The following is a 13,663-nucleotide window of genomic DNA, read 5'->3' on the forward strand; positions in this document are numbered from 1 at the left end:
CGAGATGCGCGACCGGCACACCCACCTTCCCGACCTCACCACGCGCCAGCACATGATCCGGGTCGTACCCGGTCTGCGTCGGCAGATCGAAGGCCACCGACAGACCCGTCTGCCCCTTCGCCAGATTCCGCCGGTACAGAACGTTACTCTCCGCCGGACTCGAATGACCCGCGTAGGTCCGCACGATCCACGGCCGGTCACGCTCATACGCGGGCAGGTCCTGATCGGCCCTTGGCCGCCGACCTGCAGGCGCCTCGACCACGTCAGCCCGCGCCCTGAAGCGTCGGCCGGCCGGGCTGTTCTCCCCCGCGGGCCTCGCCGTAGGACCGCTTGGGGACCATCACCTTGCGCCGGTAGACGCAGACCAGGGTGCCGTCCTGGTTGAGGCCGCGGGTCTCGACCGTCACGATGCCGCGGTCGTCCTTGCTCTTCGACTCCACCTTGGCCAGCACCGTCGACTCGCCGTAGATCGTGTCCCCGTGGAAGACCGGCGCCACGTGCCGCAGCGACTCGACCTCCAGGTTGGCGATCGCCTTGCCGGAAACGTCGGCGACGGACATCCCGAGCAGCAGCGAGTAGACGTAGTTCCCGACGACCACGTTGCGCTTGAACTGGGTGGTGTGCTCGGCGTAGTTGGCGTCCAGGTGCAGCGGGTGGTGGTTCATCGTGAGCAGGCAGAACAGATGGTCGTCGTACTCGGTGACCGTCTTTCCAGGCCAGTGCCTGTAGACCGCGCCGACCTCGAACTCCTCGTAGTACCGGCCAAACTGCATGTGTTCCCCCAACTGCGCGGGATGAGCGGTTCGGTCTGCGCCCGCGGATCGCGCCCGACTCCGTCTGATCTCTGCGAGCGCTCGATCGCCCGAGCCTCCAGCCGTCCCAGGGCGCCGCTTCCCTGCGGCCTCCGTAGCGGCGGTCGTCGCGCCGTGCCAGCCGGGACCGCCCAGCACGGCGCTTGTATATACGCACATATGTTTCTATATAGGAACTATCTCGCTGTCAAGGCGGCGGAGTCGATCCCCGACCGGATCCTGTGGCTCGCGACTCGTCCAACCGGGAAGATCCACCAGGCAGGGCGGCCAGCCTGGTCGGGCCTGTGCCGGTGGGGCGGCACCTCCCCGCCTCCTCTCCACCCGACGACTCCAGGGCGGGAGATCTCGCGACCGACCTCCGCGACCGACGGCGAGGCAACCCCGACGACCAGGCGGCCCGAGGGCACCTCCTGGTTTTGCGTACCCGACCCGGGGAATATCGGGAAAGAGTCGGGATACGATCACAGAAAAGGCAGAGTAAAATCGGCGCTTCGGGTCAAAATACCCCAGACCACTGTGGGTGGAATATCAGTTCCACCGCGGGCGGCCCAGACAGCATGACCCGCATTTTCGCTGCCGGCAGCAAGACCGGGCGCCTGATGATGTCCATGGACTGGTCCAACACACCACTCGGGCCGCTCAGCGACTGGGAAAAGTCACTGCGCATGGCCGTGGGCCTCTGCCTTGAGTCACACTTCCCGCTGGAGATCCTGTGGGGCCCGGACCTGGTCGAGATACACAACGACGCCGTCATACCCATGCTCGGCCGCAAGCATCCGGGATGTATAGGCCAGCCGTTTCGGGACGTCTTTCCCGAGGCGGCGGACCGGCTTGTCCCCATGCTTGAGCAGGTGATGTCCGGCGGCGAAGCGACGTGGGAGGAGGACTGGCCGTCCAGGCTCAATCGCCACGGCTATCTCGAGGACTGCTATTTCACCTTCTCCTACAGCCCGATCCGGCGCCTTCCGGCGGGCGGTGTGGCTGGCGTGTTCGCCGCGTTGCAGGAGACCACCCGGCAGGTACTCGGCACACGACGCCTTCGATGTCTGCACGAGCTCGTCAGCGCCACGGCCGGTCGGCCCAGCCAGGCGGAGGTGTTCACCCAGGGCATCGAGGTGCTCGGTCGCTTCACCTCCGACATCCCCTACTGCCTCGTTGTCCTCGAGGAGGCACAGACACGGAAGCTCGCCGTGACGGCGTCGGCTGGTATCGCCGGAGCCACGGGAACCCCGTACACGCTCGATCCCGGCGACGCCTCCGGACTCGGGGACTCGATGGTTGCGGGACGGACGCAGATCGTCGCTCGTCTGCTGGCCCGTCTCGCGTTACGGCAGTCGACTGAGACCCCGCCGTCCACCGCCGCGATGGTCGTCCCCCTGCCGGAGGGAGGCGACAGACGCCCTGTCGGACTTCTCATCTTCGGGACGAGCGACCGGCTCCCTTTGAACGCGGACTACCGGAGTTTCCTGAGTCTCGTGGCCACGCAGATCTCGGCGGCCAGCGTTGCGGCGCAGTCAGCCGAGCGGGAACGCCTCCTTGCCGCCGACGCGCATCATCGCGCCTTCCATGACGCGCTGACCGAGTTGCCGAACAGAGCGGCCATGTTCGCCCAGCTCGAACGCACGATCGCCGAAACCGGAAAAAGCCCGACACGAGCCGGCTTCCTTTTCGTTGATCTCGACGGATTCAAGCGGGTCAACGACACGTTGGGCCATCTGGCAGGCGACGATCTGCTCCGTGATGTAGCCGGGCGACTTCGCCGTGTGGTCCGCCCCGGTGACGTCGTGGCCCGGCTTGCCGGCGACGAGTTCGGAGTCCTGTGCCGCGACATCACGTCCTGCGGCGCGGTCGAAGCTGTCGCCGATCGCATCGTCGCCACCGTGGATCTGGCCATCGGCTGCCAGCAGGTCCCGGTCACGGCCAGCGTCGGCATTGCGATGATCGGACCCGGGACCACCAGCCCCGAGGATGTCGTACGCGCCGCGGATGCGGCCATGTATCTCGCCAAGCGTCGAGGGCGGGGCTACTGGCGGCACGCCGCGGAGGCGGAGGTGGCCCGTCCCGACACCGACATCGGCCCTCCCTCGGAGCCAGCCCGGCGGATGGCGGCCAGGCCGCGCGACGGCTGACGCCGACGCATGTCGGAGACCGTCCCCCAGCGCGCCCGAGCACGCGCGAGCTGATCAGGACGACCTCATAGGGATAGTTGTCCGAAGAAAGGACCCCGTCTCATTGCGTACCTGAGGGAGTAGACATCAAGCGGATCGGGTGCTGCTGACCCTCGGCTCGCTATCGGTTCTCGATCGCTTCGACCAGTAGCTCTGTGAGCTCATCAGGGTGCGTCAGCATCGGCTCGTGGCATGCGGCGATAACCCGACGATGGAAGTGCGGGTCGGACTCGGCACGTGCGCGTTGACGTGCCACCTCCACTGCGGGAAGCCGACTCGGATTGCACTCGATCGTCGTACCTGGGTGCGACCAGGCCCGGCCTGTGGGGCCGATCTTGTCGAGGTAGGTCTTGATCGGCTGCGGAGTCGTCTTGGAGTTGACCCATGCGATCTGGTCGGGATCGCTCAGACCCCACCAACTGGCGTCGGATGTCGGCACGTACCAGCCCTCTCCACCCTCGGCGGCCATCGCCTTCATCTGTGCGGCTCGCTCGTCACCGATGAGATCGAAGACCGACTCGCCCTCACGTGGAAGATGTGCGTCCACCCAGACGACGGTGCGTACGCGGTCGAAGACCTGCTGCATCGCACCTGCCACAGGCATGCCGCCGTAGCTGTGGGCCACCAGGACGACGTCGCTCAGGTCCTCGTACTCGAAGACGCCGACCAAGTCGTTGATGTGTGTCTCGAGGCCAATCTCCGAGCGCAGAAGATGCGCTCGCTCACCGAGGCCGGTCAAGGTCGGCCTATACGTGGGGTAGCCGAGGTCGCGGAGTCGAGAGGCAACGTCGCGCCACGCCCAGCCACCGTGTCGGCCGCCGTGAACGAGGACGAAGCCCGTGGGCTGCTGCTTGGCCATGGGTCCTCCTAAGCGAACGTTGTAGGCAGCTCGACGTGTTGTGACAGCACAAGCTGGGATGTCCTCTTCCGCCAGCTCGGCGACTCCGTCATCCCCACGCACGACTGCTTCGACGTCCTGGGAAGTCGGCAACGAGGTTAAGATCAGCTCCACCCGGCTGGCGAGCTCATGCGGCGTCTCCGCCCAGGACCCGCCCCGGCCGAGACAGTCGGCGGCGGACTCCTTGCGCAGGTCGTTGACCACGAGGTCGTGGCCGGCGTTCTGCAGGCTCGCGGCCATTCCGCGGCCCATAGCGCCGAGGCTGATAAAACCGATCTCCATCTCTCTACCCTCTCGATCCCTCATACGAGTCCGGGTGCTCCGCGTCAGCCGATGAGGGCGCGCTCGCGGAGTACCTCCTCAGCAACGCTGAAGCCTTCGCCGGTGGCGGGGAGCCCGCAGTAGACAGCGGTCTGCAGTGGAATCTCCCGGATCTCGTCGACCGAGCAGCCGTTGTTGAGCGCACCCTCAATGTGGTGGCGCAGCTGGTTCGACTTTCTCAGCACGACGAGCAGCGCGATGTTGATGACGCTCCGCACCTTGCGGTCGGTACCGGGCCGCGACCAGGTCCGACCGAAGCAGACCTCAGCCGAGTAGTCCTGGGTGCAGCATTGAAGTCATTGCACTGTTTGGCGCGCCGAGGCAAGTAGCCCTCGGATACTTCATGCAGTACGTCGAGGAGGATCGAAGATCCGGAGCAGTTCCTCGACGTCGTCCAGCTCCTCGACAGCCTGGGAAAGTCGAACCAGGCGATCGACGTCGACTGTCGGCAGGGCTTCGACCCACTTGTCGCGCAAGTCGTCCCAACCAATGGGATCTCCCGCGCTGTGGCCCTTGGGCTGATCGACCCGATGTGAAAGCCTCGAGCCATCGCGCATCACAAAGGTCACACGGGCCCCGCGGCCGTTCGGCTGCTCGGTGTCTAGTTCAGCGTCAGACCGAAGCTGGATGCGTCGCCTCATCGACTGGAAGTCGGAGTCCGACAGAAGGAACGGAAAGGGGCTCTCCCGCAACTTCAGCCCGTCCTGTACGATTGCCGCGCCAAGCATGTCCTGAAGACAGATGTTGTGCATGGCACGATTGTCGACTACGCGCAGCGCATTGGTAGGCATACCGACCTCGACCGTGTCGATCTCGGCCGCCTGAATTCGATGATCGTGCATCACCGTCATCGCTGCCTCGACCGCCGCGTGGATCGGGTAGCCCGCGTTGACGAACTTGAAGTTCGCGCCCATCACGGCGTAGTCGTGGCCGAGTCCGTCGGTCAGCGAACTCGCGCCGTCCTCAAGGCCCCACGCCGCAAGCAGCCCGTTCTCCGAGCCGAGCACGTCCTCGCATCCTTCCAGCCCGGCATTCGCCATCAGCGCGGCCGAAACGCCGGCGAAGGCGTACTGGCCGTTGCAGAACGACTTGCTGATGTGGCGCCGCTCCTGGAAGAGCGCGACCAGGCCGTTGGTCTGGAATGTCGCGAGGGCCATCGCGTTGCCGTACGCTTCCGGGCCGAGGCCGAGGATGCGGCACGCCGCGACGGTCGCACCGATCGCATGAAGAAAGTCCGCATGCATGTGAAGCCGCGACTTCACCCCGAAGACCCCACCGCACGCGCGGATGAGCCGGTTGCCGATCTCGTAGCCGAGAACGACGGCGTTGAGCAGAGTGCCGCCCGTCGCCCGCCGGTGCTCGGCAATCGCCGCCACGGCGTGGACGATCGTCGCCCCCGGATGCCCACCGACGACGTGAGCACCGTCAACCTCGTCGGCGTGCCCGGCCGTGCCGTTCGCGAGAGCCGCGTACGGCGCGGTTGTGCGGTGCTCAGTTCCGAGAATTCGGCACGCCCCCGCTCCGCCCATCGAGGCCGCGTAGCCGGTGGCTAGCTTCCCCGCTGTCCGAGTCTGTCCGAAGACCGCGCAGGCCAGCTCATCCATAACGATGAGACGCCCATGTTCCCGAACGTCGGCAGGTAACGCGTCGATCGAGGTCGATGCGGCGTACTCCGCGACGATCCTCGTGAGGTTCACCAGGCCCGTGCGCCTCGTCTCGTTCATCAAATCCGCGCTTTCTGGCGCGCGAGTGTGCTCGCGTCGATCACTAAACGATAGCTTACGTCGATCTCGATGAGCGCGTCATTCTGCCCTACGTCGCGACGTCCGATGGTGACCGTCTCGAACTGGCCGGTCTCACACGCCATTGCGCGAGCCCTGCGGGTGATCATGTCACTCCTCTGTCCTCTATGCCGTAGCGACCCATCTCGCGGCCGAGACCAGAGATCTTGAAGCCGCCGTGGGGTTGCCTTCATATTGATAGGCGTTCCGCCGATCCGGATCCGGCCGGTGCGGACCGGGTTCGCAACCGCTCGCGCGTGCTCTCACCATCTTCCTTAGGGGCAGCGAGATCGCGCCATTGAGCTCGTTCTTCTTCGCCTGGCCGGAATTCCGGCGGGTCCGGGCGCCGATACGGTCGGACAGCGTGCCGCCGAACAGCAGCAGGGCCGAGAACACGAGGGTGTAGCCGGTGACGACCCATGTGGGCCGGCAGGACCTGCCGTGACGACCGCGGTCACGCCGGGTCGCGCACGGTGACCACGGCACGGCCCCGGACCCGACCGTGGTGCAGGGCGTCCACAGCCTCGTTGATCTGATCGAGCCCGAACCGGTCCGTCACCAGCAGGGCGGGATCGAAGCGGCCGTCGTTCGTCCAGTTCACGAAGGTCGCGAAATCGCGGACTGGATCGCAGCCGCCCCCGACCGAGCCAGCCAGGCTCTTCTCACCGTTCAGCAGGTCGAAACTGTCGAGGCTGAACGGCTCGCGCGGAATGCCGACGAGAACATCGGTACCGCCGCGAACTCCTGCGCCGCGGATACCTGGACGCACGGCCGCGAGGCTCACCGGAATGTTGTTTCCGATGCCGGTGCAGTCCAGGCAGTAGTCGGCACCCGCGGTTCCGTCGTCGTGCCGGGTCAGCTGACGGATCGCCTCCACCGGGTCGGTCTCGCGGGCGTTGACGCCGTCGGTGGCGCCGAACTTCGCCGCCAGGGCGAGCTTCGCGTCGCTCACGTCGACGGCGATGACCCGTCCTGCGCCCAGAATCGCGGCGCCGGCGATGGCGCACAGCCCCACGCCACCCGCGCCCCAGACCGCGACCGACTGGCCGGCCCGGAGATCGATGCTGTTCATCACGGCGCCGGCGCCGGTCATCAGCGCGCAGCCGATGATGCTCCCGAGGTCGGGGTCGGTGTCCTCGGGCATCCGAACGACATACTGCTCGTCGACCAGGGCGTGGGTCCCCCAGGTGTGGCAGTTGTGCGACGTGGCCACCTCGCCGTCGGGGAACGTCAGCCGGGACGGCGAGGGTGGACGGCCCTCCCGGGGGCTGCGGGGGATCCAGGTGATGCACACCTGATCGCCCTCTCGCACATAGGTCACCTCTGCACCGACCGCGACAACCGTCCCGATCGACTCGTGGCCCAGCAGCATCGGGGCGGTCCGGGAAGGGCTGAAGATCCGGTCGAGCTGGCTGTGGCACACCCCGAACGCGCTCTGCTCGACCACGACCTCGAACGGGCCGGGCGGCGGCATGGTCAGTTCCCGAAACTCGAGCAGGTGGGTTCCGGGGGGTAGCACCGCTATCCGAGCACGCACCGACATGTCCTCTCCGCCCTTCTTCCCCGCCATCGCGTTCCCGGCTGGTCGCCTGCCCGCTCGCTCACCCGATCGACTGGTATTCCAGGAACTCCTCGATACCGAAACGGCCGTTCTCCCGGCCGATGCCCGAGAGCTTGAAGCCGCCGTGCGGCGCACGCGGGTTGACCGCTGAGCCGTTGATGCGGATCCGGCCCGTGCGCAGGCGGAGCGCGACCTCGCGGGCGCGCGCGGGCGAGGCGGCCCAGACACCACCGGCGAGACCGTAGTCGGAGTCGTTGGCGATCGCGACCGCCTCGTCCTCGGTGTCGTACGGGAGGATCGTCACCACCGGCCCGAAGATCTCCTCGCGGGCGATCCGCATGTCCGGTGTGCCGCTGAAGATGGTCGGCTTCACGTAGTAGCCGGTGGCCAGGCCCTCGGGCTGCTCGGGGCCGCCGGTCACCAGCGTGGCACCCTGGTCGATGCCCGACTGGATCAGTTCGCGGACGCGGTCCCGCTGGGCGCGGGTCACCACCGGCCCGAGGCTGGTCCCCTCCGCGAACGGATCGCCGAGCGCGTAGGACTCGGCGGCAGCACGCGCGGCGTCCTCGGCCTCGGCCAGCCGCGCGCGGGGCACGAGCACGCGGGTGAGGCCGCCGCACACCTGCCCGCTGTTGCGGAAGGCGTCGGCGATGCCGGCGGTGACCGCCCCGGCGATGTCGGCGTCCTCGAGGATGACGTTGGCGGACTTGCCGCCGAGCTCGAGCCCGACCCGCTTGACCGTGCGGGAGGCGATCTCCATGACGCGGCTGCCCGCGCGCACGGAGCCGGTGATCGAGACCATGTCGACCAGGCGGTGATCGGCGATGGCCTCGCCCACCACCGGACCGGTGCCGCTGACCAGGTTGACGACGCCGGCGGGCAGGCCGGCCTTCAGGGTGCCCTCGGCGAAGAAGAAGGAGCTGCGCGGGGCGATCTCGGTGCCCTTGAGAACGACGGTGCAGCCCGCCGCGATGGCAGCGCCGACCTTCATCGCGATCATCAACAGCGGCACGTTCCACGGCGTGATCGCGCCGACCACCCCGACCGGGGCCCGGTGCACGAGCGTGTCCCCGACCGCCACGTTGAAGTCGACCTCCGCCAGCGCGTCGGCCGTGCCGCGAAGGTGCTTGATCGTGGACAGCGTCTGATGACCGGTGGCGATGCTCAGCGGCTCGCCGATCTCCTGAACGATCGCCTCGGTGATCTCGTCGGCCCGGCCCTCCACGAAGTCGGCCAGGTTTCGCAGTACCTCGGCCCGCTCGTCGAGCGTCGAACGGGACCAGCCGTCGAAGGCCCGGGCGGCAGCGGCCGCCGCCCGGTCGACGTCCTCGGGCGTGCCGTCCGGAATCGTGCCGATGATCTCCTCGGTGACCGGGTTCTCGACGTTGATGACGCCAGTGCCGGAGGACGGGACCCACTCACCGTCGATGAGGATGAGGTCCTGATTGATCACGCCGCCACCCCTTTGTCGCGAAGTTCATTATTACGAACTACAATTCGTAATTGCAATCACACTACGATGATCACATAGGGGTGTCAACGGGCCGGCTCCGCTCCCGCCGAGCCTCCACGGCCCAGCCGCCCGCCCGCAGCCACCCAGACCGACAGGGCGGCCACGAGCCGCTCGACCCCTGGGCCACCATGGCCGCCCCACAGCCGCCTTGACATGGCATCGGCTCGCTCGTAGCGTGCGTCCGTATATAAGGACATCAGTTCTTATATAAGAACGATGGACGTCCTCGGGTGGCGCGCGGCCACCGATCCGGAGCCGAGGAGACGATGCGGCCGTCCGGTGCGGGGTCATGTGCCCCGGCACAGCGAGACCCGATCCGCGGTCGTGCGGCGAGCCGCTCCTCTTCCTGCCGTTGGGAGCACAGATGCGGTTCGGGCGCTTCTACGAGGAGTTCGACCTGGGCGCCGTCTACCGGCACTGGCCAGGAAAGACGGTCACCGAGGACGACAACCATTTGTTCTGCCAGCTCACCATGAATCATCACCCCCTCCGCCCCGACGCCAGCTACGCAGCACGGACGACCCAGTTCAAGCGGGACGTCGTCGTCAGCAGCTACCTCTACTCCCTCCTCCTCGGAATGTCCGTCGCCGACGTCTCGGGGAAAGCAGTCGCGAACCTCGAGGTCCAGCCGTTACGCCACGTCGCTCCGGTCTTCCATGGCGACACCGTCCACGGCGAATCAACCGTGCTGAGCAAGGCGGAGTCCAGAAGCAGGAACGACCACGGCGTCGTGACCGTGGAGACCCGCGGCTACAACCAGGACGGAACTCTCGTCTGCGTCTATCAGCGCAAGGTCATCGTGCCCCGGCGGGTCCGCTGAGACGCCGCCGCGGCTGAGCCGTGCGCAGCGATCAGTCGCACCGGCCTCTGGCGACCGTCCACCGCTCGGGCCGCCCGGCCCTACGGACCAGGCGCCCGTCCTCCGACAGCCGGGCGAGGTGGGCGTAGGTCTCGGCGAGCGCTGAGCGCAGCGACCGCGGGGTGAACGAGTCGAACGGCCGCGCCCACCGCACCGCACGGGACACATCCCAGACGGTCTCCCGCCCCTCGCGCACCGCCTGCTCGATCTCGCGCAGCCGCGACTGGTGATGCACCTCCAGCACGCCGAGCCGGTCGGAGAGACGGTCGAACGACCACTCGTGCCCGGGCAGGGCCAGCAGGTTGTCGGGAAGGTCCCGGAGGTGCCGCAACGAGTCGAGGAAGTCCAGCAGCGGGTCGGCGGCCGACCCGGGACGCAGTGCCACGTTCGGGGTCACCTTGGGCAGAACGTGGTCACCGGTGAACACCAGGCCTCGTTCACGGTCGTGGAAGCACAGATGGCCGGTGGTGTGCCCAGGTGTGTGGATCGCGATGAGGGCACCCCCGGTGCCCGGCACCGCCGCGCCGTCGAGGAGCTCGACGTCCGTCTCGATTCCGGGCAGCGCCGCCTCGAGCTCTGCGAGCTCCGACTCGAGGCCCGCCAGCCGCGTCGCAGGCACCCCGCTCACGCCCAGCCAGTCGGCGATCTCCACGACACGGGCCCGCCGTTCCGCGGCGCCCACGCGGATCTGTGCCCGTTCGGCAGGGTGCGCGGCGATCCAGGCCGTGGTGTGCTCCCGGATGCGGCGGGCGAGCCCGTAATGATCCGGATGCGCGTGGGTGACGACAGCCCCGATCACCTCGTCGAGGCTGTGACCGGCCCGGGCCAGCCCGGATCGGAAGGCGCTCCACGCCTCGTCCGAGTCCCACCCGAGATCCACCACGACGATCCCCTCGGCCGCCCGCACCGCGTAGGAGTACGAGTAGGCGAGCGGACTCGGGAACGGGACCGCCGTCGCCCACACCCCGCCCGCCACCGCGAAGCCCTCGATCCGTCGGGTCGGCGCTTCCGCGGCGGCACGCGACTCACCCACATCTCCCCCTCACGCAACAGGGTTCCCGTGGTCGCGACGCTCCCACCGGCCCACGGAACGCCTCAGATGACCCCGGCCTCCCGCAGCTTGGCGATGTCGTCGACGGACATGCCCAGCTCCGCGGTAAGGACCTCGTCGGTGTCGGCGCCGACCTCGCGCGCCCGCGACGGCTCCACCATGGGCGAGTCCGACAGGAACAGCGGACTGCCGAGCGTCATGAACGAGCCCTGCTCGTCGGTGACGGTGCGGAGCACGCCGCGCTCGCGTACGTGCGGGTCCTCGAGCAGCTCCGGCAGGGTGACGACCGGAGCGGAGGGGATGCGTGCCTCCACCAGCATCCGCGCCAGCAGGTCCTTGGGGCGGGCCCTCGTCCAGTTCTCGACGACCGCGTCGACGTCGTCTATGTGGGCGCACCGGCTGCTCATGTCCGCGAAGCGCGGGTCGTCGGTGGCGGGATTCCCCATCAGCTCACACAGCCGCCGCCAGTGCGCGTCGGTCGGGCACAGTACGGCGATCCACCCGTCGTTGGTGCGGTAGGCGTTGTACGGGGCGACGGCCAGCCCGCCGTGCCGGTTGCCCGTGCGTTCGTGGCTCTCGGTCGCGCTGCTCAGCAGCCCGGCGATGTTGGACGTCAGCGACGGGACGATGGCGTCCTGCAGGGCCACCTCGACATGCTGACCGCGGCCGGTGCGGGTGCGTTGGAACAGCGCGGCGAGCACACCCCCGAGCATGTGCGTGCCCGCGACGAAGTCGACGACCGACGGGCCGGTGCGGACCGGCGCCCCGTCGGCGAACCCCGTGGTGCTCATGATCGCGCTGCGCGCCTGGATCGTGAGATCCATCGCCGGCTCGCCGGCATACGGCCCGAACGATCCGAAGCCTGTGCCCGACGCCATGATCAGGCCCGGGTTGATCGCACTGAGCTGCTCGTAGCCGAGACCGCGCCGGTCCATCGCCCCCGGCGACAGGTTCTGGACGAGCACGTCGGCGGTCCGGACGAGGTTACGGAGTATCTCCTGCCCGGCAGGTTGTTTGAGGTCCAGCCGGATGGCGCGCTTGCCGGAGTTGAGGAACCGGAACTGGATCGGGAAGCCGTCGTGGTCGACGGTGGGCAGCCGGCGGTACGGGTCCCCCTCCGGCGCCTCGACCTTGATGACGTCCGCGCCGAGGCGCGCCATCAGCATCGAGCAATAAGGGGCAAAGTAGAACTGCCCCACACAAATCACCTTCACGCCTTCGAGCGCGGTCATCCAGGGCCTCCGTGGTCACTCGGGCGCGAGCGTCGCGGATCGCGCGCCAGTCCGGATGTGCCGCAGTGAACTGCTCGACGCGCTGAGCACCGACACCACGGCCCGTTCGCATTTACGCACAGGAGTACGCATTTACAGCCCGATGCTAGGAGCGACACATATGACTGTCAACGCCTCCGACGCGATCGCGCATCGAGGGACACACCCCCGCATCCCGCCCCGCGGGACGCCCGGGACGTTGACAGCCCCCCATACGAGACCCTACCGTGCTGTTCGCACATACAATCGATCATTCGTATATACGCACCGCGGTACCAGGCATGCAGCACCCGACACGCAGAGCGATGCGGACATCGAGGTCGGACGGGTCCCGCGAGCGGGGATCCACGGAGAACGATCTTTTGCAGAGGCGGTCCCGCCAGAGACGGCCGTCTGACGGTCGTGCCCTGGAGGGGCGCCATCGTCCCTGAAAACGGAAGGACATCTGCAACATGAAGGTGGGATTCATCGGGCTCGGCGCCATGGGCGCCGGAATGGCGCTCAACCTGCGCGCGGCCGGCTATGAACTGATTGTGCACGACCTCCACAGAGAGAGCGCCGCGGAACACGAGGCGGCCGGGGCGACCTGGGCCGACTCGGTCATCGATCTCGCCCGCCAGGTCGATGTGGCCCTCACATCACTACCGGGCCCGCAGGAAATGCAGGAACTGGGCCTCGGCGAGAACGGGCTGTGCAGCGGCCTGGGGGCGGGCACCGTCTGGTTCGACCTCACCACCAATTCGCCGACCGTGGTCCGCGAGGTGCACGAGACCTGCCGCAAGCACAGCATCGAACTGTTCGACGCGCCGGTGAGCGGCGGCCCCAAAGGCGCCCGGTCAGGCAAGCTCGCGATCTACGTCGGCGGCGATCAGGCGGCCTTCGAGCGCCACCGCGCCGTCCTCGACGCCATCGGCGACCAGGTGATCCTCGTCGGCGAGATCGGCGCGGGCAACACCGCGAAGCTGGTCCACAACTGCGCCAGCATGATGATCCGCTCGGCGATCGCCGAGGTCTTCACGATGGGAGTCAAGGCGGGTGTCGAGCCGGCGGCCCTCTGGCACGCAATGCGCCAGGGCGCGATCGGCCGGGCCCGCACGTTCGACCGCATCAGCGACCGCTACCTGCAGGGGGCTTTCGAGCCGCCCTCGTTCGCCCTGGCGTTGGCGAACAAGGACCTCCGACTGGCACTCGAGCTGGCCGACGAGTTCGACGTCCCCATGCGCGCCGCCCGTCTCGTGCAGGAGGACTTCGCCGAAGCGCTCGAGCGCGGCTGGGGCGGTCGCGACTCGCAGACACCGCTGCTCCTGCAGAACGAACGAGCGGGCGTCGAGATCAAGCTCTCGGCCAGCGAGGTGCAGGAAGTTCTCGACCGCGGCTGAGACACCGAGCCGGACCGACGCACACCCGACACCGACGCAGGAGGAAAAA

At 67.8% G+C, this 13,663-nt stretch carries 12 protein-coding genes and 1 pseudogene; 3 read left to right on the forward strand and 10 right to left on the reverse strand.

The genetic code is table 11. The annotated features are described in order from the left end of the window. Positions 1 to 262 (reverse strand): methylmalonyl-CoA mutase family protein (locus FMEAI12_RS10595; protein ID WP_235013876.1); only part of this gene is annotated, 262 nt, incomplete at its 3' end. A gap of 1 nt (position 263) precedes the next feature. After that, positions 264 to 773: a MaoC family dehydratase gene (locus FMEAI12_RS10600; RefSeq protein ID WP_112105877.1), complete on the reverse strand. Its 510-nt coding sequence runs from the start codon at positions 771 to 773 to the stop codon at positions 264 to 266. Between the two features lie 596 nt (positions 774 to 1,369). On the opposite strand from FMEAI12_RS10600, the gene FMEAI12_RS10605 reads away from it, so the two are divergent. Continuing rightward, positions 1,370 to 2,941, forward strand: coding sequence for a sensor domain-containing diguanylate cyclase (locus FMEAI12_RS10605; protein ID WP_112105878.1), 1,572 nt, complete (start codon positions 1,370 to 1,372; stop codon positions 2,939 to 2,941). A gap of 160 nt (positions 2,942 to 3,101) precedes the next feature. Here the strand turns inward: FMEAI12_RS10605 and FMEAI12_RS10610 are convergent, their stop codons facing one another. From FMEAI12_RS10610 to FMEAI12_RS10635, 6 genes and pseudogenes are all read right to left on the reverse strand, one after another. Continuing rightward, on the reverse strand, positions 3,102 to 4,160 hold the full coding sequence (locus FMEAI12_RS10610; RefSeq protein WP_160144256.1) for an alpha/beta fold hydrolase: 1,059 nt from the start codon (positions 4,158 to 4,160) through the stop codon (positions 3,102 to 3,104). 44 nt (positions 4,161 to 4,204) lie between these two features. Next, positions 4,205 to 4,420, reverse strand: a pseudogene (locus FMEAI12_RS38010) (carboxymuconolactone decarboxylase family protein); the annotation flags it as partial. Between the two features lie 120 nt (positions 4,421 to 4,540). Then, on the reverse strand, positions 4,541 to 5,923 hold the full coding sequence (locus FMEAI12_RS10620) for an MmgE/PrpD family protein (RefSeq protein ID WP_112105898.1): 1,383 nt from the start codon (positions 5,921 to 5,923) through the stop codon (positions 4,541 to 4,543). Next, positions 5,923 to 6,090 (reverse strand): hypothetical protein, encoded by a 168-nt coding sequence (locus tag FMEAI12_RS36585; RefSeq protein ID WP_160144257.1) that lies wholly within the window; start codon positions 6,088 to 6,090, stop codon positions 5,923 to 5,925. The genes FMEAI12_RS10620 and FMEAI12_RS36585 overlap by 1 nt, the downstream gene beginning before the upstream one ends. Before the next feature lie 344 nt (positions 6,091 to 6,434). After that, positions 6,435 to 7,523, reverse strand: coding sequence for a zinc-binding dehydrogenase (locus tag FMEAI12_RS10630; protein WP_112105899.1), 1,089 nt, complete (start codon positions 7,521 to 7,523; stop codon positions 6,435 to 6,437). A 58-nt stretch (positions 7,524 to 7,581) separates the two neighbouring features. Beyond that, a complete protein-coding gene (locus tag FMEAI12_RS10635) occupies positions 7,582 to 8,994 on the reverse strand; it encodes an aldehyde dehydrogenase family protein (protein WP_112105881.1) in 1,413 nt (470 codons plus the stop codon). A gap of 424 nt (positions 8,995 to 9,418) precedes the next feature. Between FMEAI12_RS10635 and FMEAI12_RS10640 the strand changes: the two genes are divergently transcribed. Then, positions 9,419 to 9,874, forward strand: coding sequence for a MaoC family dehydratase (locus tag FMEAI12_RS10640; RefSeq protein WP_112105882.1), 456 nt, complete (start codon positions 9,419 to 9,421; stop codon positions 9,872 to 9,874). A 31-nt stretch (positions 9,875 to 9,905) separates the two neighbouring features. Here the strand turns inward: FMEAI12_RS10640 and FMEAI12_RS10645 are convergent, their stop codons facing one another. Together FMEAI12_RS10645 and FMEAI12_RS10650 are read right to left on the reverse strand one after the other, a co-directional pair. After that, positions 9,906 to 10,946: an MBL fold metallo-hydrolase gene (locus tag FMEAI12_RS10645; protein ID WP_112105883.1), complete on the reverse strand. Its 1,041-nt coding sequence runs from the start codon at positions 10,944 to 10,946 to the stop codon at positions 9,906 to 9,908. A gap of 62 nt (positions 10,947 to 11,008) precedes the next feature. After that, positions 11,009 to 12,196, reverse strand: a complete 1,188-nt coding sequence (locus FMEAI12_RS10650; RefSeq protein ID WP_112105884.1) for a CaiB/BaiF CoA-transferase family protein — start codon at positions 12,194 to 12,196, stop codon at positions 11,009 to 11,011. A gap of 482 nt (positions 12,197 to 12,678) precedes the next feature. Between FMEAI12_RS10650 and FMEAI12_RS10655 the strand changes: the two genes are divergently transcribed. After that, on the forward strand, positions 12,679 to 13,614 hold the full coding sequence (locus FMEAI12_RS10655; protein WP_304598621.1) for an NAD(P)-dependent oxidoreductase: 936 nt from the start codon (positions 12,679 to 12,681) through the stop codon (positions 13,612 to 13,614). The last annotated feature ends 49 nt before the right edge of the window (positions 13,615 to 13,663 follow it).

The organism is Parafrankia sp. Ea1.12, assembly GCF_900465275.1.
GTDB classification, from domain to species: domain Bacteria; phylum Actinomycetota; class Actinomycetes; order Frankiales; family Frankiaceae; genus Parafrankia; species Parafrankia soli.

Bases quoted from the DNA above. Each gene is read 5' to 3' on its own strand.
- FMEAI12_RS36585 (WP_160144257.1), bottom strand. From the start codon at position 6,090: ATGATCACCCGCAGGGCTCGCGCAATGGCGTGTGAGACCGGCCAGTTC.
- FMEAI12_RS10610 (WP_160144256.1), bottom strand. From the start codon at position 4,160: ATGGAGATCGGTTTTATCAGCCTCGGCGCTATGGGCCGCGGAATGGCC.
- FMEAI12_RS10630 (WP_112105899.1), bottom strand. From the start codon at position 7,523: ATGTCGGTGCGTGCTCGGATAGCGGTGCTACCCCCCGGAACCCACCTG.
- FMEAI12_RS10620 (WP_112105898.1), bottom strand. From the start codon at position 5,923: ATGAACGAGACGAGGCGCACGGGCCTGGTGAACCTCACGAGGATCGTC.
- FMEAI12_RS10605 (WP_112105878.1), top strand. From the start codon at position 1,370: ATGACCCGCATTTTCGCTGCCGGCAGCAAGACCGGGCGCCTGATGATG.
- FMEAI12_RS10650 (WP_112105884.1), bottom strand. From the start codon at position 12,196: ATGACCGCGCTCGAAGGCGTGAAGGTGATTTGTGTGGGGCAGTTCTAC.
- FMEAI12_RS10640 (WP_112105882.1), top strand. From the start codon at position 9,419: ATGCGGTTCGGGCGCTTCTACGAGGAGTTCGACCTGGGCGCCGTCTAC.
- FMEAI12_RS10600 (WP_112105877.1), bottom strand. From the start codon at position 773: ATGCAGTTTGGCCGGTACTACGAGGAGTTCGAGGTCGGCGCGGTCTAC.